A 17144-nucleotide genomic window follows, 5' to 3' on the forward strand; every position below is an offset into this window, starting at 1 on the left:
CAATGACTGACCAGGTCGAGGAGATCGAAATCCAGCTGCTGCTGGAAGCGCTCTATCTGCGCTATCATTACGATTTCCGCCATTACGCCGCCACCTCGATCAAACGCCGGCTGCGGCTGGCGCGCGAGCAGATGGGCTTTGCCAGCATCTCGGCGCTGCAGGAGCGGCTGCTGCATGACGAGACGATGCTGCCGCACATGCTGGGCTATCTCACCGTGCAGGTCAGCGAAATGTTCCGCGACCCGAGCTATTTCAAGGCCATCCGCGAAACCGTCATCCCGCATCTGCGCACTTACCCGTCGCTGAAACTCTGGATCGCCGGCTGCGCCGATGGCGAGGAGCTCTATTCCTTCGTCATCCTGTTCCGCGAGGAAGGGCTGGAGGAGCGCACGATCTTTTATGCCACCGACATCAATCAGGACGCGCTGGCCCGCGCCCGCGCCGGCATTTACGGGCTGGAACGGATCCAGCTTTTCACCGAAAACCATCGCAAATCTGGCGGCAAATCCTCGCTCTCGGACTATTACAGCGCCGGCTACGGCCGCGCGGTGTTCGATAAATCCCTGCGCGAGCGCGTGCTCTTCGCCGATCACAGCCTGGTCACCGACGCGGTCTTCGCCGAGATGAATCTGATCTCCTGCCGCAACGTGCTGATCTATTTCAACCGCACTTTGCAGGACCGCGCCATCGGGCTGTTCAAGGATTCGCTCTCCCGCAAGGGGTTTCTTGGGCTGGGGGCGAAGGAGAATCTGCGCTTCTGCGCCCATGCCGATGCCTTCAGCGAATTCAACCGCGAGGAGCGGCTTTACCAGAGGCGCGACGGATGAGCGCGAGACGCTGCCGTGCCGTGGTCATCGGCGCCTCCGCCGGCGCGCTGGAGGCGTTGGGCACGTTCCTGCCCGCCCTGCCCGCCAGCTTCCCGCTGCCGGTTTTCGTGGTGGTGCATGTGCCGCCGGACCGCAAAAGCCTGCTGGCGGAGCTGTTCGCGCGCCGCTGCGAGATGCGGGTGCGCGAGGCGGAGGACAAGGAGCCGATCGAGCCCGGCACAATCTATTTCGCCCCGCCGAATTATCATATGCTGGTCGAGACCGAGCAGGCTCTGGCCCTGTCGGCGGATGAGCCGGTGCTCTATTCGCGCCCCGCGATCGATATTCTGTTCGAGAGCGCCGCCGATGTGTATGGCCCGGCCCTGGCCGCGCTGGTGCTCACCGGCGCGAATGAGGATGGGGCAAGGGGCCTGCGGGCGGTTGAAGCCGCCGGCGGCCAGGTCGCCGTGCAGGACCCGAAAACCGCCTTCGCCGCCGCCATGCCGGAGGCGGCTTTGGCGGCCTGCCCGCGGGCCCGTATCGTCACACCCGGCGGCGTCGCCGCCTATCTGCAAGAGCTGGCGGCGATGCCGCCCGTCGATGAGAACTGAGAGACCGCATATGGCACCCGTCTATTTCCTTCTGGTCGACGATCTTGAAGAGAATTTGCTCTCGCTGGACGCGCTGCTGCGCCGCGACGGGCTGGTGCTGCTGAAGGCGCGCTCGGGCGACGAGGCGCTGGAGCTGCTGCTGACCCATGACGTGGCGCTGGCGCTGGTGGATGTGCAGATGCCAGGCCTCAACGGCTTCGAGCTGGCCGAGCTGATGCGCGGCAATGAGCGCACCAGGCGCATCCCGATCATCTTCGTCACCGCCGGCGCCTCGGACACGCAGCGCCGTTTCCAGGGTTATGGCGCCGGCGCGGTGGATTTCATCTATAAGCCGATCGAGCCGGATATTCTGCGCAGCAAGGCCGAGGTGTTTTTCGAGCTCTACCGCCAGCGCCAGCAGCTGGCCGAACAGCGCGACACGCTGCGCCAGCAGGCCGAGGCGCTGCGCGACGCCGACCGGCGCAAGGATGATTTCCTCGCGACATTGGCGCATGAGCTGCGCAACCCGCTGGCGCCGCTGCGCCACGGGCTGGACCTGCTGCGGCGCAACCCCGGCCGCGACCAGGCCGCCGACATCCACGCGATGATGGACCGCCAGCTGACGCAGCTGGTGCGGCTGATCGACGATCTGCTGGATGTCTCGCGCATCAGCCAGGGCAAGATCGAGCTGCGCCTGGCGCCGGTGCCACTGAGCGATGTGCTGCGCCTGGCGCTGGAGACCAGCCAGCCGCTGATCGCCGCCGCCGGCCACAACCTCACCGTCCTGCAGCCGCAGACGCCGCTCTGGCTGCAGGCGGATCTCTCCCGGCTGGCGCAGATCATCGGCAATCTGCTCAACAACGCCGCCAAATACACCCCTGCCGGCGGCCATATCACGCTGGATGCCCATCAGGAGGGCGAGGCGGCGGTGATCAGCGTCATCGATGACGGCATGGGCATTCCCGCCGAGATGCTGGAGTCGGTCTTTCAGCTTTTCACCCAGATCGATGCGCATCGCCACCAGGCGCAGGGCGGGCTTGGCATCGGTCTGGCGCTGGCGCAGCAGCTGGCGGCGCTGCAAGGCGGGCAGATCAGCGTGGAGAGTGCTGGCCCCGGCCAGGGCAGCCGCTTCACCATCCGCATGCAGCTGATCGAGGCGCCGCCTCTGGCCGCGCCGGCCCCCGCCGCCAGCGCCCCCGCTTCCGGCCCGCGGCGCATCCTGGTCGTCGATGACACAGTCGAAGTGGCGCAGACCGTCGGCTGGATGCTCGACGAGATGGGCCACGACTATGAGCTGCTGCATGACGGGCACGGCGCGCTGGACGCGGCACGGCGCTACCGGCCGGATATCATCCTGCTGGATATCGGCCTGCCCGGGCTGAACGGCTATGAGGTCTGCCGCCTCCTGCGCCAGGAGGCCGCCTTGCGGGGCATTCAGATCGTCGCCCAGACCGGCTGGGGCCAGGAGCGCGACAAGGAACGCGCCGCCGAGGCCGGGTTCGACCATCATCTGGTCAAGCCGGTCTCCTTCGAGGCGCTGGAAGCGCTGATCGCCGACATAGCGCAACATGACCCTCACTGGACTCAGTCAGGGCCATAAAGTTGCTCGCCAAAACAAAGATCTGGAGCGCGCTGACCGTTTACGGTCGGCGCGCTCCAGCCACCGCGCGGGTCTGACCCGCCCCTCAACTGAGAATTATTATCATCTCCTATTGCGTTTTAATTGAGAATGGTTTTCATTCTCTTTTAGAAACCTGGGAGACTGATTTTATGCCCTCACGCACGCTGCTGACCCTCTTCGGCCTGACCCTGGCCCTGCCCGCCTATGCCCAGACCGACCATCCCGGACCTGGCTATCTCGGCGGGTTGAAGCATGAGCGGCTGATCACCTCCACCGTGCCGGCCAACGGCGACCAGAACCCCTACGCCATGGCGGTCTCCCCGGTCTCCGCCGGCAGCCTGCAAAAGGGCGACCTGCTGGTGGATAATTTCAACAACAAGGCCAATCTGCAGGGCACCGGCACCACGATCATCGATTACCGCCCCGCCACCAGGCAGACGACGACCTTCGCCACCCTGCCCGCCAAGCTCGCCGGCTGCCCCGGCGGGGTCGGGCTTTCCACCGCCATGGCGGTGCTGAAATCCGGCTGGGTCATCGTCGGCTCCGCCCCCTCCACCGACGGCACCACCAAGACGCTGGGCAAAGGCTGCCTGATCCTGCTGGATTCCAGCGGCAAGCTGGCGGGCACGCTGGCCGGCCCGGATATCGACGATCCGTGGGGCAACATGGCCTGGATCGATGAGGGCGACAAAGCCACACTCTTCCTTTCCAATGCCGGCTTTGGCATCGGCGCCACCGGCCAGCCCGTGCAGAACACCGCCACCGTGCTGCGGCTGGAGCTGAACATTCCCGCCGGCAAACCGCCTGAAGTGACGAGCCAGACCGTGATCGGCACTGGCTTCGGCGCCCAGGCGGATGCCAGCGTCTTCCTAGTCGGCCCCACCGGCCTGGCCTTGGGCAAGGATGGCACGCTCTATGTCTCGGACGCGATCGGCAACCGCATCGTCAAGATCACCGACGCCGCCACCCGGACGGACAGTGCCGGCACCGGCACCGAGGTCAGCAAGGGCGGGCTGCTGAACCGGCCATTGGCCCTGACCATGACCCCGAACGGCAACCTGATCGCGGTGAACGGGCTGGATGGCCGCGCCGTCGAGATCGACCCGGCTTCGGGCCAGCAGATCGGCGATAAATGGCTGGATAAGGACCAGGCCCAGACCCCGCCGGGCAGTGGCGACCTGTTCGGTCTGGTGACGACGCCGGACGGCAAGGGGCTCTATTATGTCGAGGACGACATGAACACGGTGCAGCTGGCGCAATGAGCACGGATACACCCAAGGCGCCCTCGCGGCGCCGCTTCCTCGGCACGGCCGGGCTGGCGGGCGCCGCCGCCAGCCTGCCCGCCGCCGCCGCCGCGCGGATGCAGGCGGCCGGGACCACCCTGCCATTCTATGGCCCCCGCCAGCAGGGCATCACCACCCCGATGCAGAGTGCCCTATATTTCGCGTCCTTCGATCTCGAAACCGAACACCGCGCCGAGCTGATCGTCCTGCTGCAACGCTGGACGGCGGCATCGGCCCGGATGACCGCCGGCCTACCGGCCGAGCCCGGCACCCAGCAGGAGGACGAGCCGGGGCTCGATAGCGGCGAGGCGCTGGGGCTGACCCCGGCGCGGCTCACCCTCACCTTCGGCTTCGGCCCGGATCTGTTCACGCTGAACGGCAAGGACCGTTACGGGCTGGCCGCCCGCCGCCCGGCGGCGCTGGTGGATCTGCCCGCCTTCAACGGCGACCAGCTGGTGGCGGGCCAGTGCGGCGGCGCGCTCTGCGTGCAGGCCTGCGCCGACGATCCCCAGGTGGCCTTCCACGCCGTGCGCCAACTCTCCCGCCTCGCCTACGGCACCGCGACGCTGAAATGGGTGCAGACCGGCTTCTCCACCGCCCCGCGGAGCAAGGGCACGCCACGCAATCTGATGGGATTCAAGGACGGCACCATGAACCCGACCGGCCATGAGATGGATGCGGTGGTCTGGGCCGGGGCGGATGCCGGCTGGATGCAGAATGGCAGCTACATGGTGGCGCGGCGCATCCGCATCGCCCTGGAACATTGGGACCGGATGAAGGTCGGCTTCCAGGAGCAGACCTTCGGCCGCCACAAGGCCAGCGGCGCCCCGCTCGGCGGCACGCGCGAGTTCGACACGCCGAATTTCAACGCCACCGACAGCGACGGCAATTATGTCATCCCGCAAACCGCCCATGCCAGGCTGGGCGCGGCGGCACTGAATGATGGCGCGCAGATCCTGCGCCGCTCTTACGGCTATAATAACGGCGCCGATTTCACCGCCGAGCGCTGGCCGCCCTGGACGCAGGGGATCGAGTTCGAGTCCGGCCTGTTCTTCCAGGCCTATCAGAAAGACCCGCGCAACGGCTTCATCAAGATTTTCGACAAAATGTCGAAATTCGACGCGCTGAACCAGTTCACCACCCATGTCGGCAGCGCCGTGTTCGCCTGCCCGCCAGGGGCGCAGCCGGGCAGCTATATCGGCGCGCCGCTCTTCGCGGCCTGACGCACCTGCATCCGGGCGGCAAAAAGGGCTTCGGCGCGACGCTGAAGCCCTTTCGCGTTCACCCACGGAGGGCGGAAATTACTGGGCGGTGCCGTACTGGCGCACGCCATCATTGCCCGGGCAATAGCAGCGCCCGCCCACCGGCACGCTCACCTCCATCGGGCAGATATAAGCGCCGGCATGGCAGGATTGCGCCGCCCCCGCATCGGCCGGCGCGACGGGCGCGGCAGGGGCCACCGGCGCCACGGGCGCGACCGGCGCCTGCGCGATATAGCCCGGATAAGGCTCATAATAGCCATCCGGCACCGGCGCCGGGGCCGGCGCGACATAAACCGGCGGCGGGGCGTAATAAGGCGGATAGACATAAGGCCCCGGCACCACGATCGGCGCCACGTCGATCCCGATCCCCCATCCCCAACCGCCACCATGCCAGCCATCATGCGCCTGGGCGCGCCCCGGCAGGGCCAGCGCCCCCACCGCCAGGGCGGACAGTACAGCAAGCGGTTTCAAGAGATAACGCATCGAACCACCCTCTTCGCAAAAAAGGTTACAAGCTCAAATTTAACGGAAGATTGTAACTCATTTTTTGCCAAACCCACGCGTCTCCCCCAAGGCCGGGCTGGCCTCAGCGTTGGGGCTCAGCCTGGCGCTCAGCGCCGCCTTGCTTCTCGCGGCGGCGCCTGCCGGGAGGCAGGCGGCCGGGCGACAGCGGAGATCCCGCGATCCTCCAGCAGCGGGCGGACCTTATGCCAGAGCTGGTAGGCGGCATCGGGGTCGCTCCCCGCCTCTTCCCACATCACGAACAAGCGCTCGCGCACACGCGCATGGGCGGAACTGGTTTGCAGAGCCATTTCAACGATCCTCCATCACATCTTGACGATCGGCGGCCACACGGGCCCGCCCCCTTATAGCGCATGCGCCAGGCAAAGGCGGCTGGGGGACCGGTTAAAGCCGCTTCATGAAACGCGAGGAGCGCGGCGCCCGCGGCTCAATCGTCGCGATGATGGTCCACCATCCGCCGCCGGGCCTGGGTGATGTGAAACTGCATGGCGATGCGCGCCGTTGCCCCGTCCTGGCCGCGGATCGCTTCCAGAATCAGCTCATGTTCGCGCAGCACCACGCTGGCGCGCTCGCGCGGGCTGGTGCGGGTGAGGCTGAGCGAGACGCTCATGAACCCGCTCACCGCCTGGTGCAGATGCTCCATCGCGCTCGCATAGAAATGATTGCCGCTGGCCCGGGCGATGGCCATGTGAAACGCCAGATCCCCGGCCGGGGTCAGCACGCCGCGCTCGGCCTCCTGGCGGAAATGCGCGTGCGCCGCCTCGATGGCGGCCAGCTCCCCGGCATTGCGCCGCTCCGCCGCATGTTCCGCCGCGCTCCCCTCCAGCACCACCCGCACCTCGACCGAGCGCAGATAATCCGCGACCTGCTCAGGCGCCGCGAAACTGGCCAGCCGCTCCGCCGGGCGCGCCATCACGTAGGTGCCCGAGCCCTGGCGCGCCTGCACCAGCCCATCCGCGCCCAGACGCTGCAAGGCCTGGCGCACCACCGGGCGGGAGACGCCGAACATCTTGCAGAGATCCACCTCCGCCGGCAGCCTGGTGCCCTCGGGCAGGCGGCCGGAGAGGATCTGCTCCAGGATCTGGCCATAAAGCTGGTCGCCCATGCGCTGGCGGCGGGTGAGCACCAGGCTCGGCGGCTCCGCCATCGGCGGCATCATCGTCTTGGTCGGGGCGTGGGCCACCGTGGCAAATCTCCTTTTGGCGCGAGATTACCCCAGCCACGCGCACAGGCGAAGGCCCGAACCGCACCCTTCGCGCGCGTAAAGCCAGGATTTTCTCGTTCCGGTCATTTCCGCTTCATTACAAAAGTGATAGAGCTCGGACAAACGGGAGCGAATCATGCGCAAGCTATTCATCACCACCTTCCTTTTCAGCCTCGCCAACCTGCCCGCGGCGGCGCAGCCTTTGCAGGGCCTGCCGCCCGGCCCGCTCGGCGCCGCCATTCAAAGCGGCCATGACTTGATCATGCAGACCGGCACCAATGCCGCCTCGAAGGGCTATATCGGCAACGCGCTCACCTGCGCCAACTGCCATACTAATGCCGGCAATAACGATCATCCCGGTAATTTCCTCAACACCGCCAGCGAATACCCCTCCTTCTCGCCGCGCGAGGGGGCGGTGATCACGTTGGAGGACCGCATCGCCAATTGCTTCATGCGCAGCATGAACGGCAAGCGGCCGAGCACGGACAGCGCCGTGGTGGTGGACATGGCCGCCTATATCGACTGGCTGGACCGCGACAAGAAAGTGGAAGCGCTCGCCACGCCCACCCCCAGCCCCTACCCGGCGATGGTGAAGGCCGCCACTGCGGCGGACTATGCCGCCGGCCAGACGCTCTACAAGCAGAACTGCGCCGCCTGCCACGGCGCCAACGGCGCCGGCATGGGCAGCTTCCCGCCGGTCTGGGGCGCGCGCAGCTATAATGCCGGGGCGGGGCTGGCCAACATCGCCAAGCTCGCCACCTGGGTGAAGGGCAATATGCCGCTCGGCAACCCGCATCTCAGCGAACAGCAAGCCTTCCAGGTGGCGCTTTATGTCGACACCCAGCCCCGGCCGGATTTCGTGCTGCAGGACCATCTGCCGCCCGGCCAGGCCTATAACGCCAAGGTGCGCAGCGAGACGGACAGCGTCGCCAGCAATCTGAAAAAAGCCGGGCTATCCGCCGCCACCCTGCAAGGTCAGACGCCTTAAGCGAACAGCGCCTCCAGCGAAGCCGCCAGCGCCATCACCTTTCCATCCTCGCCGCGCCCGCCGATGATCTGCAGGGCCACCGGCAGCCCGGCCTTGGTCTTGCCGCACGGCACCACGGCGGCGGGCTGCTGGGTGAGGTTGACCGGGTAGCTGAACCCGGCCCATTCGGTCCAGCGCGTGAGCCCGGCGCCCGAAGGCACCTCGGCCCCGGCCTCGAAAGCCGGAATGGCGGTGCCCGGCGAGAGGATGAAATCATACTCCGCCAGTGCCGCATCCATCGCCGCGCCGAAATCCGCCCGGCGCACCTGGGCGCGCACCAGCTGCACCGCACTCATCCGCGCCCCTTGCGCGGCGATTTCCAGGAACCCCGGATCGATCCCGGCGCGCTTTGCCTCCGGCACCCCCGCCAGGCGCGTCGCCGCCCCGGAAAACCAATGGTCATGGAACAAGTCCAGCAAATCGCCGCCCGGCAGCGTGAAGGGCGAAATCTCCGCCCCCTGCCCCGCCAGCTCTGCGATCCTGGCATCGATGATCGCGCCCAGCTCCGCATCCAGCGCCCCCGAAGGCGGGATGCGCCAATAGCCGATCTTCAGCCCTTGGGCGAAAGCGGGGCAGCCTCCAGCCCCGGAAACTGCCCGCCCCCTGGTTCCAGTCACGCCGGTCCCGGCCGGACATCGCCTTCAGCATCGCCAAACCGTCCGCGACATTCGCCGCCATCGGGCCGATATGCGCCACCGTGCCGAAGGCGCTCGCCGGATAGGCCGGCACCCGCCCAAAACTCGGCTTGATCCCGAAAATCCCGCAGAAACTCGCCGGCACCCGGATCGAGCCGCCGCCATCCGAGCCCAAATGCAACCGCCCCGCCTGCATCGCCGCCGCCACCGCCGCCCGCCGGAGGAGCCGCCGGAGGTCTTGGAGGGGTCATGCGGGTTGCGGGTGATGCCGAAGGCGGGGCTGTCGGTCAGCGCCTTCCAGCCAAATTCCGGCGTCGTCGTCTGGCCGATGAACACGCAGCCCGCCTCGCGCAGCTTGCGCACCGCAGGCGCATCCTCCGCCAGGGCGTGGCGTCGGTGGTCTCGCTGCCATAACGCACCGCCCAGCCCTGCACCCAGACGATATCCTTCAACGTCGTCGGCACCCCATCGACCTCGGAGAGCGGCGCGCCCATCCGCCAGCGCGCCTCGGACGCCTTGGCCTCCGCCAGCGCGCCGTCGCGGTCGAGAAAGGTGAAGGCGTTGAGGGCGGGGTTGATCGCCTCGGCCCGTGCCAGCGCCGCCTTGGTCACCTCCACCGGGAGAGATCGCGCCTGCGGTACGCCGTCGCCAGCGCGGCGGCATCGAGCTGGCAAAGCTCAGGGGCGGGGGCAGCGCATCCATGCATCACCTCTTGCATTCACAGGCGCCCAGGCCAGCACTCCCGGCGGCGCCCGGCAAGGGGCCAGCGGCGATTTTTATCCGCCGATCTGGCCTGCTCCCTTGCCCCGCCCCCGCCCTGGCCGCAGAAGGGCGGCAGAGATCGAACAAGGCCGGACCATGCGGATTTTTGCCCAGACACTCTTCGATGGTGAGCGTTTCACCGGCCCGGCCACGGTGGAAATCGCGGCCGGGCGCATCCTCGCCATCCACCCAGGCGCCGCCAATCCGGACCTGGAGCTGCAACATGGCATCCTTGGGCCGGGGCTGATCGATCTGCATAATAACGGCGCCTTCGGGGTGGATTGCGCCAGCGCCACGCCGGCGGAATGGGACAAATTCGCCACCGGCCTCGCCGCGCGCGGCGTCACCTCCGTGCTGCCCACGATCATCACCCAGCCTCTGCCGGCCATCGCTGAAGCCGCAACCCGGCTGCGCGCCGCCATGGCGCGTCACCCCGGCCTGCTCGGGCTGCATCTGGAAGGCCCGTTCCTGGCCCCCGCCAAGCGCGGCGCCCACCGGGCGGACTGGCTGCGCCTGCCGGACCAGGCGGCTTTGGATGAGCTGCTGGACGGCCCCGCCGCCGCCGTGCTGAAGCTGCTCACCCTGGCCCCGGAGCTGGAGTACGCGCTGCCCGCCATCGCCCGGCTCACAGCATCGGGCATCCGCGTTTCGCTCGGCCACACCAATGCCGATGCCGCGCAGATGCGCGCCGGGGTGGCGGCCGGGGCGCGGCTGGTGACGCATCTCTTCAACGCCCAATCCCCGCTCGGCCACCGCGCCCCCGGCGCGCCCGGCATCGGCCTCACCGACCCGCTTCTCGCCCCCTGCCTCATCGTCGATGGCGTGCATGTCGATCCGGCTTTGCTGCAGATCGCCTTCGCCGCCTGCCCGCGCGCCATCGCGGTGACGGATTCCATCGCTCTGGCCGGGCTGGAGCCTGGCGCGGAACTGGAATTTGGCGGCGCGACGGCCATTCTCGGGCCGGATGGCGTCGGCCACCGGGCGGATGGCACCATCGCCGGCGCCGCGATCACGCTGGATGAAGGGGTGCGCCGGATGATCTTCTGGGGCATCGCCCCGGAAATCGCTTTGGCCGCCGCCACCTCCCGCCCCGCCGACGCGCTCGGCCTCAACCTTGGCCGCATCGCGCCGGGGGCGGCGGCGGATCTGGTCTGGTGGTCGGAGGATTTCCAGGCCTTGCAGGTCTGGCAGGCCGGCCAGCCCGGCAGCCCGGCCACGCCGCGCGGCACCGAGGCCCCGCGCCTGGAGCTGCTGGACCTGGAAGCCCGCCCCACCGAGGAGATCATCCGCCTCTTCCTCACCCAGGAAGCCACCGCCCAGCGCGCGCTGAACAGCACCTCCCCGGCCCTGGCCCGGCTGGCGGATGCCGTGGCGGCCCGGCTCGCGGCGGGGGGCGGCTGTTTTACGCCGGGGCCGGCACCTCCGGCCGGCTCGGGCTGCTGGATGCGGTGGAATGCCGCCCCACCTTCGGGGTCGCGCCCGGGCTGATCGTGCCGCTGCTGGCCGGCGGCGAGGGCGCCTTCATCCAGGCCGCCGAGGGCGCGGAGGATGACGAGGACGCCGCCCGCGCCGCCCTCGACGCGCAGCGGTTCTGCGAGAGGGACGCGCTGGTCGGCATCGCCGCCTCCGGCTCCACGCCTTACACGCTGGCGGCGCTGCGCCATGCTGCGGGGCTGGGCGGGCTCACCGGCGCCATCGTCAACAATACGGCCTCACCGATGGCGGCCGCCGCGCGGATCGCCGTGGAAATCCTCTCCGGCCCGGAGATCATCGCCGGCTCCACCCGCCTTTCCGCCGGCTCCACGGAAAAGATCGCGCTGAACATCCTCTCCTCCACCGTGATGATCCGTCTTAATAAAACCTTTGGACCTTTCATGGTGGATATGCGGGCCAGCAACGCCAAGCTGCGCCGCCGGGCGGTGCGGATGGTGACCGGGCTGACCGGCGTGGATGAGCAAACCGCAAGCCTTGAACTGGAGGCGTGCGACATGCATGTTAAACTTGCCGTGCTGGCCATCAGGCTTGGCCTGGCGCCGGATCTGGCGCGGGCGAGGCTGGCGGCGGCGGGTGGCTCGCTGCGGCGGGCTTTGACTATGGATTGAGCGTGGATTCGGTCTGACGGGACGAAGAAATGGCCGGGAATATCATCGGTTTCGCAAGAAAGGCGGACGATTTCATCATAGACCGGCTGTTGCAGCCGGGGGTCGATTACGCGGCCTGGCTGTTCGGCCTGCCGCTTTTCACCCTGGCCCGCATCTCCACCGGCGCCGGCGCCCTCGCCGGGCTGCTCTGGGTGCATCTGTTCGACCGCCCCTACACCTCGGATTTTTTCGAAGACATGATCTGCCTCGGCATCATGGCCGGGGCCGCGCATCTGCAAATCAACAGCCAGCAGGCCCGCACCGGCCGGCGCGCCCATGTCGCCCCGGCGGTGCGCCTTTCGGGGCTGCTCTGGCGAACCTTGTGGCTGCTGGATCTGGTGCTGTTCCCGACCCAATGGCCGCTGGAAGCCCATGCCCAGCTGATCGGCAATTTCGCCTGGACGTTGCTGCTGGTGCTGCCCTACTGGCTGATCTGCTGCCGCGAGGCGCCGCCGCTGGAGCGGGTGGGCGAGCTGCGCTACGCCACCATCCCGGTGCGCTAAGAGACTAAATAAATTTGCAAAAGTTTTTGGAGTGAAGCCCTTTTTTCAAAAAGGGCTTCAGAACGTCTGGGGTTTTGACGGCTTAGGTGCCCCCCCCCGCACGTTTTCGCCGCTTTTTTGAAAAAAAGCGGCACCAAAAAATTTTTATAACTTTTCCCCCGGATTAAACCGCCCGCAGCGCCAGCCACCACATCACCAGCCCGGCCAGCGCCAGCAGGCACCCCACCAACCCGGTCTGCGGCAGCGCCGCCCCCAGGCTGATCGCCACCCCCGCCAGCAATGGCCCGAGCGCATTGGCCACGTTCATCGCACTCTGGTTCAGCGCCGCCGCCAGCGTCTGCGCCCGGCCCGCCACCAGCATCAGCCGCGCCTGCAAGGGCGAGCCCAACCCGCCGCCGCCGCCGATCAGCAAGGCCGCCAGGCACATGCTCCAGACATGCCCGGTCATCAACGGATACAGCGCCAGCGCCGCCGCACTCCAGATCAGCACCCCCGCCACCGTCGGCATCAGCGCCTTGTCGGCGAAGCGCGCGGTGAGGATATTCCCCACCGTGATCCCCACCCCGAAACAGCCCAGCACCAGCGGCACCAGATAAGGCGCGCCATGCGTCACCTGCAGGAAAGTAGAGGCGAAATAGGTATAGGCCGCGAAAATCCCGCCAAAGCCGATCGCGCCGATGGCCGCCGTCAGCCAGACATGCTTGTTCTTCAGCGCGTCCAGCTCATCCAGCGGGTTCTTCGCGGGTTCCCCGCTATTATCGCGCCGCGGCACCAGCTTCCACACCATCACCGCCGTCACCAGCGCCAGCACCGCCACCAGCACGAAGGCCAGCCGCCAGTTCAGCAACTGGCCGATGGCATTGGCCAGCGGCACGCCGAAAATCGTCGCCACCGTCAGCCCGGTGATGACGCTGGCAATCGCCTGGGTGCGCTTCTCCGCCGGCACCAGCTCGGCCGCGACCAGCGAGGCGACGCCGAAATACGCCCCATGCGGCAGCCCGGCCAGGAAGCGGAACACCAGCATCCAGCCAAAGCTCGGCGCCAGACCGCTGAGCAGATTGCCGAGCGCGAACAGCACCATCAGCCCGATCAGCAGCCGCCGCTGCGGCAGCTTCGCCGCCGCCACGCACAGGATCGGCGCGCCCACCACCACCCCCAGCGCATAGGCGCTGATCACCCGCCCGGCCTGGGCGATATCCACATGCAGCCCTTGCGAGAAATAGGGCACCAGCCCCATCGTGCCGAACTCGGTGGTGCCGATGGCGAACCCGCCTGTGGAAAGCGCCAGCAAGGCCAGCCCGGCATTGCCCGCACGCGGGAGGTTTTGATCCATCAGCCCCATACTCGATTTGTTCGGAAGGCCCCGGGACGGGCTTGCCGCCATGTGGGAGGATGCGCGCCGCCGGTCAAGCCCTTGCCCTGCCCGGGAAAATATGGCTGGCTATGGTTAACGGCGTTAATAATCGCCATTATTCCAAGGAACCGTGCCCATGACCCTGCCCGCCTGGCTGGAACCCCGCCTGTCTCTGCCCGCCATCGCCGCGCCGATGTTCATCATCTCCCGGCCGGAGCTGGTCATCGCGCAATGCAAAGCCGGCATCGTCGGGGCCTTTCCCTCGCTCAATGCCCGTCCCTCCGGCGTGCTGGAAGAGTGGCTGACCCGCCTGCGCGCGGAACTGACCGACGCGGACGCCCCCTTCGCGGTCAATCTCATCGTCCACAAGACCAATCCGCGCCTGCAGGAGGATCTGGCGCTGTGCGTGAAATATCGGGTGCCCATCATCATCACCTCGCTCGGCGCGATGCCGGAGGTGAATGAGGCGGTGCATGGCTATGGCGGGCTGGTGCTGCATGATGTCATCAACGATGAATTTGCCCACAAAGCCGTCGCGCGCGGCGCGGATGGGCTGATCGCGGTGGCCGCCGGGCCGGCGGCCATGCTGGCACCATCAACCCGTTCGCCTTGGTGCAGGAAATCCGCGCCTGGTTCGATGGCCCGCTGGCGCTCTCCGGCGCCATCGCCAATGGCCGCTCCATCGCCGCCGCCCGCGCCCTGGGGGCGGATCTGGCCTATATCGGCTCCGCCTTCATCGCCACGCAGGAGGCCGACGCCCCCGCCGCCTATAAGCAAATGGTCGTGGAGAGCAGCGCCAAGGACATCCTCTATTCCAACCTCTTCACCGGGGTGCACGGCAATTACCTGATCCCCAGCATCAAGGCGGCGGGGCTGGACCCGGCCCTGCTGGCCGGCGCCGACCCGGCGAAAATGGAATGGAGCCAGGTGGTGAATGGCAGCAAGGCCTGGCGGGATATCTGGGGGCTGGCCAGGGCATCGGCGCTGTGCGCGACATCGTCCCGCCGCCACCTTGATCGCCCGGCTGCGCGATGAATACCAGGCCGCGCTGGCACACCTCGGCGCCGAGACGAACGCCTGATCCGCTAATCCGGCCTGGGGCGGGTGCCGCGCACCAGAGCGCGCATCATCTCATGGCGCAAGCTGGTGAAATTCAGCGTCTCGGAGCGGATCTTGCCGGTCATTTCCAGCGTGATCAGCCCGTGCAGCCCAGCCCAGAACAGATGCCCGAGCACGCTGGCATCCGTCTCCAGCCCGCCCTGCGCCACCATGCGCTCGACATAGAGCGTCATGTTCCCCCGGGCGCGCGCCAGCGCCGCGCTGAATTCCGGATACTCATCCGGGTCCGGCTGGTTGAGCGCGTAGATCAGCCGGTAGGCATCCGGATTCTCGAAGGCGAAGGCGACATACGCATCCCCGACCGCGCGCGAAATCTCCCAGACATCGCCGGGCCCGCCGATGGCCGCCTCCAGTGCCTCGGAGAGCCGGTTCAGCGCCCGCGCCCGGGCGGCGGCCAGAATCGCCTCCTTGTTCGGGAAATAGCGATACAGCGCCGTCGCGGACCAGCCCAGCTCACGCGCGATCGAATGGGTGGAGACATTCTCCAGCCCCTGCGCCACCGCCTGGCGCTCGGCCACGCGCACGATTTTCTCGCGGGTTTCCGCGAGACGGTCTTCTGACAAAGCTTGCGGCATTCAGGCTCCGGTGTCGGTCGTTACCAGAGAGACATGGGCGCTGACGATTCGCCAGCCAAGATCCTGAAACCGAACCCAGATTTGCGTCTGACGCCCACGCCGCGCCTCACCCTCGCGCTCGAACTCGGTGGTGGCGACCCCGTGGTCAGGCCCGAAGGCGACGATGCGGGTATTGATCAGCCGCCGCTTCGGCGAGCCGCCGGCCCGCCCTTGGCGAAACGCGGCGATCTCCTCGATCCCGTAAGCCGCCCCGTTATCGCCAAAGCGCAGCGCCTGCGGGCTCGGCCAGAAAAACCCGTTCAGCGCCTCGATATCATTGGCCATCAAGGCCCGCTCATAGGCGGCGAACAAATCCTCCAGCTCGGCCTTCGCCGCCGGCTCGTCGATGATCACCCGACCACCTTCGCCGCCAGCACCCCCGCCGCCTCCAGCCGCGCCGCCGCCGCCAGTGCCAGCGCCTCACGCCCAGGCGCGGCGATGATCTGCACCCCGCGCGGCAATCCGCTTGAGGCCACCGGCACGCACACCACCGGCAGCCCGATGAAGCTGATCGGCTGGGTATAAAGCCCGATATTGGCGCGCAGCGGCACCTGTTCCCCGGCCAGCTCGAAACTTGGCTGGCCGATCAAAGGCGCGGTGATCGGCGTGGCAGGTGCCAGCAGCAGATCATGGCGCTCGAACAATTTCAGCGCCTGCTCCCGGAACCAGGCGCGGAAGCGCTGCGCCTGATAAATCGTCTCTGCCGGCTGCAACGCCCCGCGATCAGCCGCGGCAGCGTCGCCGGATCATAATCCTGCGGCCTTGCGATCAGGTTGGGCTTATGCAGCTGCCCACCCTCGAAGGCGGAAATGCAGAACGCCGCCGCCCGCGCCCGCTTCGCCTCCGGCAGCGTCACGCTCTGCGTGCCGCCCAGCGCATCGGCGACGATCCGCACCGCCTCCAGCATCTCAGCACTGGCCCGTGCTGGAACCAGTCATCCAGCACCGCCACCCGCGCCGCATCGGCCGCCTCGCCCAGAACCGGGCTGGCTTCATCCTCGTCCTGCAGCACATCATAAGCCAGCGCCAGATCCGCCGCCGAACGCGCGAACGGGCCGATATGGTCGAAGCTGTCAACGAACGGGAACGTCCCCGCCCGCGTCACCCGGCCGTAGCTCGGCTTCAACCCGTAAATGCCCGTCAGCCCGGCGGGCAGGCGGATCGAGCCGTTGGTGTCCGAGCCCAGCGCCAGCACGCACAACCCCGCCGCCACCGAAGCCGCCGAGCCGCCGGAGGAGCCGCCGGCGATACGCGTGGTGTCATGCGGGTTGCGCGTCGGCCCGTCATGGGCGTTTTCGGTGACGAAGCCATAAGCGAATTCGTCCATGTTCAAGGCGCCGAGCAGCACCGCCCCGGCCTCGTTCAGCCGCTGCACATGCGGCGAATCCTGCTTGGGCGGGGCCGCCTCGCGGCGGATTTTCGAGCCCGCCAGCGTCGGCAGCCCGACAATGTCGAACAGGTTCTTCACCGCGAACGGCACCCCGGCCAGCGGGCCGGGATCGCCCCCCGCCTGCACGGTGGCATCCACCCAGGCCGCCTCGGCCCGCGCCCGCTCAAAGGTTTTGCCGGTGAAGCAGTTCAGCACCGGGTCCAGCGCCTCGATGCGCCTGATATGCGCCGCCAGCACCTGCGAGGCGGAGAGCTTGCCCGCCCGCACCCGCGTGGCGATCTCCACCGCGCTCAGCTCAAAAAATTCCATATC

Annotated in this window: 21 protein-coding genes and 4 pseudogenes; 11 read left to right on the forward strand and 14 right to left on the reverse strand. The window is 67.7% G+C overall.

The annotated features are described in order from the left end of the window. The first annotated feature begins 2 nt into the window (after positions 1-2). The 5 genes from GT370_RS12895 (at position 3) to GT370_RS12915 (ending at position 5523) form a co-directional block, all read left to right on the forward strand. Complete coding sequence (locus GT370_RS12895; RefSeq protein WP_008494216.1) at positions 3-827, forward strand: CheR family methyltransferase; 825 nt, start codon at positions 3-5, stop codon at positions 825-827. Then, positions 824-1417, forward strand: a complete 594-nt coding sequence (locus GT370_RS12900; protein WP_008494215.1) for a chemotaxis protein CheB — start codon at positions 824-826, stop codon at positions 1415-1417. The genes GT370_RS12895 and GT370_RS12900 overlap by 4 nt, the downstream gene beginning before the upstream one ends. Before the next feature lie 10 nt (positions 1418-1427). Then, on the forward strand, positions 1428-2996 hold the full coding sequence (locus tag GT370_RS12905; RefSeq protein WP_008494214.1) for a response regulator: 1569 nt from the start codon (positions 1428-1430) through the stop codon (positions 2994-2996). 170 nt (positions 2997-3166) lie between these two features. After that, the gene (locus tag GT370_RS12910; RefSeq protein ID WP_008494212.1) at positions 3167-4279 is read left to right on the forward strand and encodes a hypothetical protein; all 1113 of its coding nucleotides are present in this window, start codon (positions 3167-3169) and stop codon (positions 4277-4279) included. Next, the gene (locus tag GT370_RS12915; RefSeq protein WP_270183175.1) at positions 4276-5523 is read left to right on the forward strand and encodes a Dyp-type peroxidase; all 1248 of its coding nucleotides are present in this window, start codon (positions 4276-4278) and stop codon (positions 5521-5523) included. The genes GT370_RS12910 and GT370_RS12915 overlap by 4 nt, the downstream gene beginning before the upstream one ends. 78 nt (positions 5524-5601) lie before the next feature. On the opposite strand, the gene GT370_RS12920 is transcribed toward GT370_RS12915, so the two are convergent. The 3 genes from GT370_RS12920 to GT370_RS12930 all read right to left on the reverse strand — a co-directional run bounded on the left by GT370_RS12920 (position 5602) and on the right by GT370_RS12930 (position 7267). After that, entirely contained in the window at positions 5602-6045 is a 444-nt protein-coding gene (locus GT370_RS12920; RefSeq protein WP_008494210.1) for a hypothetical protein, read from the reverse strand. Positions 6046-6173: 128 nt separating this feature from the next. Continuing rightward, positions 6174-6374: a hypothetical protein gene (locus GT370_RS12925; RefSeq protein WP_008494209.1), complete on the reverse strand. Its 201-nt coding sequence runs from the start codon at positions 6372-6374 to the stop codon at positions 6174-6176. Between the two features lie 137 nt (positions 6375-6511). After that, complete coding sequence (locus GT370_RS12930) at positions 6512-7267, reverse strand: FadR/GntR family transcriptional regulator (protein WP_008494208.1); 756 nt, start codon at positions 7265-7267, stop codon at positions 6512-6514. Positions 7268-7424: 157 nt separating this feature from the next. On the opposite strand from GT370_RS12930, the gene GT370_RS12935 reads away from it, so the two are divergent. Next, positions 7425-8276, forward strand: coding sequence for a c-type cytochrome (locus GT370_RS12935; RefSeq protein WP_008494207.1), 852 nt, complete (start codon positions 7425-7427; stop codon positions 8274-8276). On the opposite strand, the gene GT370_RS12940 is transcribed toward GT370_RS12935, so the two are convergent. From GT370_RS12940 to GT370_RS21500, 4 genes and pseudogenes are all read right to left on the reverse strand, one after another. Then, entirely contained in the window at positions 8273-8932 is a 660-nt protein-coding gene (locus GT370_RS12940) for an amidase family protein (protein WP_270183176.1), read from the reverse strand. The genes GT370_RS12935 and GT370_RS12940 overlap by 4 nt on opposite strands. A 49-nt stretch (positions 8933-8981) precedes the next feature. Then, positions 8982-9146, reverse strand: a pseudogene (locus GT370_RS21490) (amidase family protein); the annotation flags it as partial. A gap of 77 nt (positions 9147-9223) precedes the next feature. Next, positions 9224-9313 (reverse strand): annotated as a pseudogene (locus GT370_RS21495) (hypothetical protein); the annotation flags it as partial. A gap of 95 nt (positions 9314-9408) precedes the next feature. Further along, a pseudogene (locus tag GT370_RS21500) lies at positions 9409-9567 on the reverse strand (amidase); the annotation flags it as partial. A 241-nt stretch (positions 9568-9808) separates the two neighbouring features. On the opposite strand from GT370_RS21500, the gene nagA reads away from it, so the two are divergent. The 3 genes from nagA to GT370_RS12960 are packed head-to-tail and all read left to right on the forward strand — an operon-like array spanning position 9809 to position 12356. After that, positions 9809-11200 (forward strand): N-acetylglucosamine-6-phosphate deacetylase, encoded by a 1392-nt coding sequence (gene nagA, locus GT370_RS12950; protein WP_270183178.1) that lies wholly within the window; start codon positions 9809-9811, stop codon positions 11198-11200. Continuing rightward, positions 11152-11814 carry an N-acetylmuramic acid 6-phosphate etherase gene (locus GT370_RS12955; RefSeq protein ID WP_270184392.1) on the forward strand — a complete coding sequence of 221 codons (663 nt, stop codon included), beginning with the start codon at positions 11152-11154 and terminating at the stop codon, positions 11812-11814. The genes nagA and GT370_RS12955 overlap by 49 nt, the downstream gene beginning before the upstream one ends. 29 nt (positions 11815-11843) lie before the next feature. Further along, a complete protein-coding gene (locus GT370_RS12960) occupies positions 11844-12356 on the forward strand; it encodes a hypothetical protein (protein WP_008494203.1) in 513 nt (170 codons plus the stop codon). Between the two features lie 163 nt (positions 12357-12519). Here the strand turns inward: GT370_RS12960 and GT370_RS12965 are convergent, their stop codons facing one another. Next, positions 12520-13689, reverse strand: a complete 1170-nt coding sequence (locus tag GT370_RS12965) for an MFS transporter (RefSeq protein ID WP_240376607.1) — start codon at positions 13687-13689, stop codon at positions 12520-12522. A 136-nt stretch (positions 13690-13825) separates the two neighbouring features. Then, entirely contained in the window at positions 13826-14236 is a 411-nt protein-coding gene (locus GT370_RS20915; RefSeq protein WP_333489943.1) for a hypothetical protein, read from the reverse strand. Positions 14237-14322: 86 nt separating this feature from the next. Between GT370_RS20915 and GT370_RS20920 the strand changes: the two are divergent. Together GT370_RS20920 and GT370_RS20925 are read left to right on the forward strand one after the other, a co-directional pair. Further along, a pseudogene (locus GT370_RS20920) lies at positions 14323-14481 on the forward strand (nitronate monooxygenase); the annotation flags it as partial. A 12-nt stretch (positions 14482-14493) separates the two neighbouring features. Then, positions 14494-14745, forward strand: a complete 252-nt coding sequence (locus tag GT370_RS20925; RefSeq protein ID WP_333490101.1) for a hypothetical protein — start codon at positions 14494-14496, stop codon at positions 14743-14745. Between the two features lie 50 nt (positions 14746-14795). On the opposite strand, the gene GT370_RS12975 is transcribed toward GT370_RS20925, so the two are convergent. From GT370_RS12975 to GT370_RS20940, 5 genes are read right to left on the reverse strand one after another with little or no spacing between them, the layout of a single operon-like run. Continuing rightward, the gene (locus GT370_RS12975; protein ID WP_008494200.1) at positions 14796-15404 is read right to left on the reverse strand and encodes a TetR/AcrR family transcriptional regulator; all 609 of its coding nucleotides are present in this window, start codon (positions 15402-15404) and stop codon (positions 14796-14798) included. After that, positions 15405-15797 carry an oxalurate catabolism protein HpxZ gene (hpxZ, locus tag GT370_RS12980; protein WP_008494199.1) on the reverse strand — a complete coding sequence of 131 codons (393 nt, stop codon included), beginning with the start codon at positions 15795-15797 and terminating at the stop codon, positions 15405-15407. Beyond that, positions 15794-16156 (reverse strand): amidase family protein, encoded by a 363-nt coding sequence (locus GT370_RS20930; protein WP_333489944.1) that lies wholly within the window; start codon positions 16154-16156, stop codon positions 15794-15796. The genes hpxZ and GT370_RS20930 overlap by 4 nt, the downstream gene beginning before the upstream one ends. Next, the gene (locus tag GT370_RS20935) at positions 16090-16350 is read right to left on the reverse strand and encodes a hypothetical protein (protein ID WP_333489945.1); all 261 of its coding nucleotides are present in this window, start codon (positions 16348-16350) and stop codon (positions 16090-16092) included. Before GT370_RS20935 ends, GT370_RS20930 begins: the two co-directional genes overlap by 67 nt. Then, entirely contained in the window at positions 16296-17141 is an 846-nt protein-coding gene (locus GT370_RS20940; RefSeq protein WP_333489946.1) for an amidase family protein, read from the reverse strand. Before GT370_RS20940 ends, GT370_RS20935 begins: the two co-directional genes overlap by 55 nt. Positions 17142-17144 lie beyond the last annotated feature (3 nt).

Origin of the sequence: Acidocella sp. MX-AZ03 (genome assembly GCF_027626035.1) — a bacterium.
GTDB lineage: Bacteria > Pseudomonadota > Alphaproteobacteria > Acetobacterales > Acetobacteraceae > Acidocella > Acidocella facilis.

Excerpts from the sequence above, each read along its gene's own strand:
- GT370_RS12895 (WP_008494216.1), top strand. The coding sequence starts at position 3 with ATGACTGACCAGGTCGAGGAGATCGAAATCCAGCTGCTGCTGGAAGCG.
- GT370_RS12900 (WP_008494215.1), top strand. The coding sequence starts at position 824 with ATGAGCGCGAGACGCTGCCGTGCCGTGGTCATCGGCGCCTCCGCCGGC.
- GT370_RS12905 (WP_008494214.1), top strand. The coding sequence starts at position 1,428 with ATGGCACCCGTCTATTTCCTTCTGGTCGACGATCTTGAAGAGAATTTG.
- GT370_RS12910 (WP_008494212.1), top strand. The coding sequence starts at position 3,167 with ATGCCCTCACGCACGCTGCTGACCCTCTTCGGCCTGACCCTGGCCCTG.
- GT370_RS12915 (WP_270183175.1), top strand. The coding sequence starts at position 4,276 with ATGAGCACGGATACACCCAAGGCGCCCTCGCGGCGCCGCTTCCTCGGC.
- GT370_RS12920 (WP_008494210.1), bottom strand. The coding sequence starts at position 6,045 with ATGCGTTATCTCTTGAAACCGCTTGCTGTACTGTCCGCCCTGGCGGTG.
- GT370_RS12925 (WP_008494209.1), bottom strand. The coding sequence starts at position 6,374 with ATGGCTCTGCAAACCAGTTCCGCCCATGCGCGTGTGCGCGAGCGCTTG.
- GT370_RS12935 (WP_008494207.1), top strand. The coding sequence starts at position 7,425 with ATGCGCAAGCTATTCATCACCACCTTCCTTTTCAGCCTCGCCAACCTG.
- nagA (WP_270183178.1), top strand. The coding sequence starts at position 9,809 with ATGCGGATTTTTGCCCAGACACTCTTCGATGGTGAGCGTTTCACCGGC.
- GT370_RS12960 (WP_008494203.1), top strand. The coding sequence starts at position 11,844 with ATGGCCGGGAATATCATCGGTTTCGCAAGAAAGGCGGACGATTTCATC.
- GT370_RS12965 (WP_240376607.1), bottom strand. The coding sequence starts at position 13,689 with ATGGATCAAAACCTCCCGCGTGCGGGCAATGCCGGGCTGGCCTTGCTG.
- GT370_RS12975 (WP_008494200.1), bottom strand. The coding sequence starts at position 15,404 with ATGCCGCAAGCTTTGTCAGAAGACCGTCTCGCGGAAACCCGCGAGAAA.
- GT370_RS20935 (WP_333489945.1), bottom strand. The coding sequence starts at position 16,350 with ATGCTGGAGGCGGTGCGGATCGTCGCCGATGCGCTGGGCGGCACGCAG.
- GT370_RS20940 (WP_333489946.1), bottom strand. The coding sequence starts at position 17,141 with ATGGAATTTTTTGAGCTGAGCGCGGTGGAGATCGCCACGCGGGTGCGG.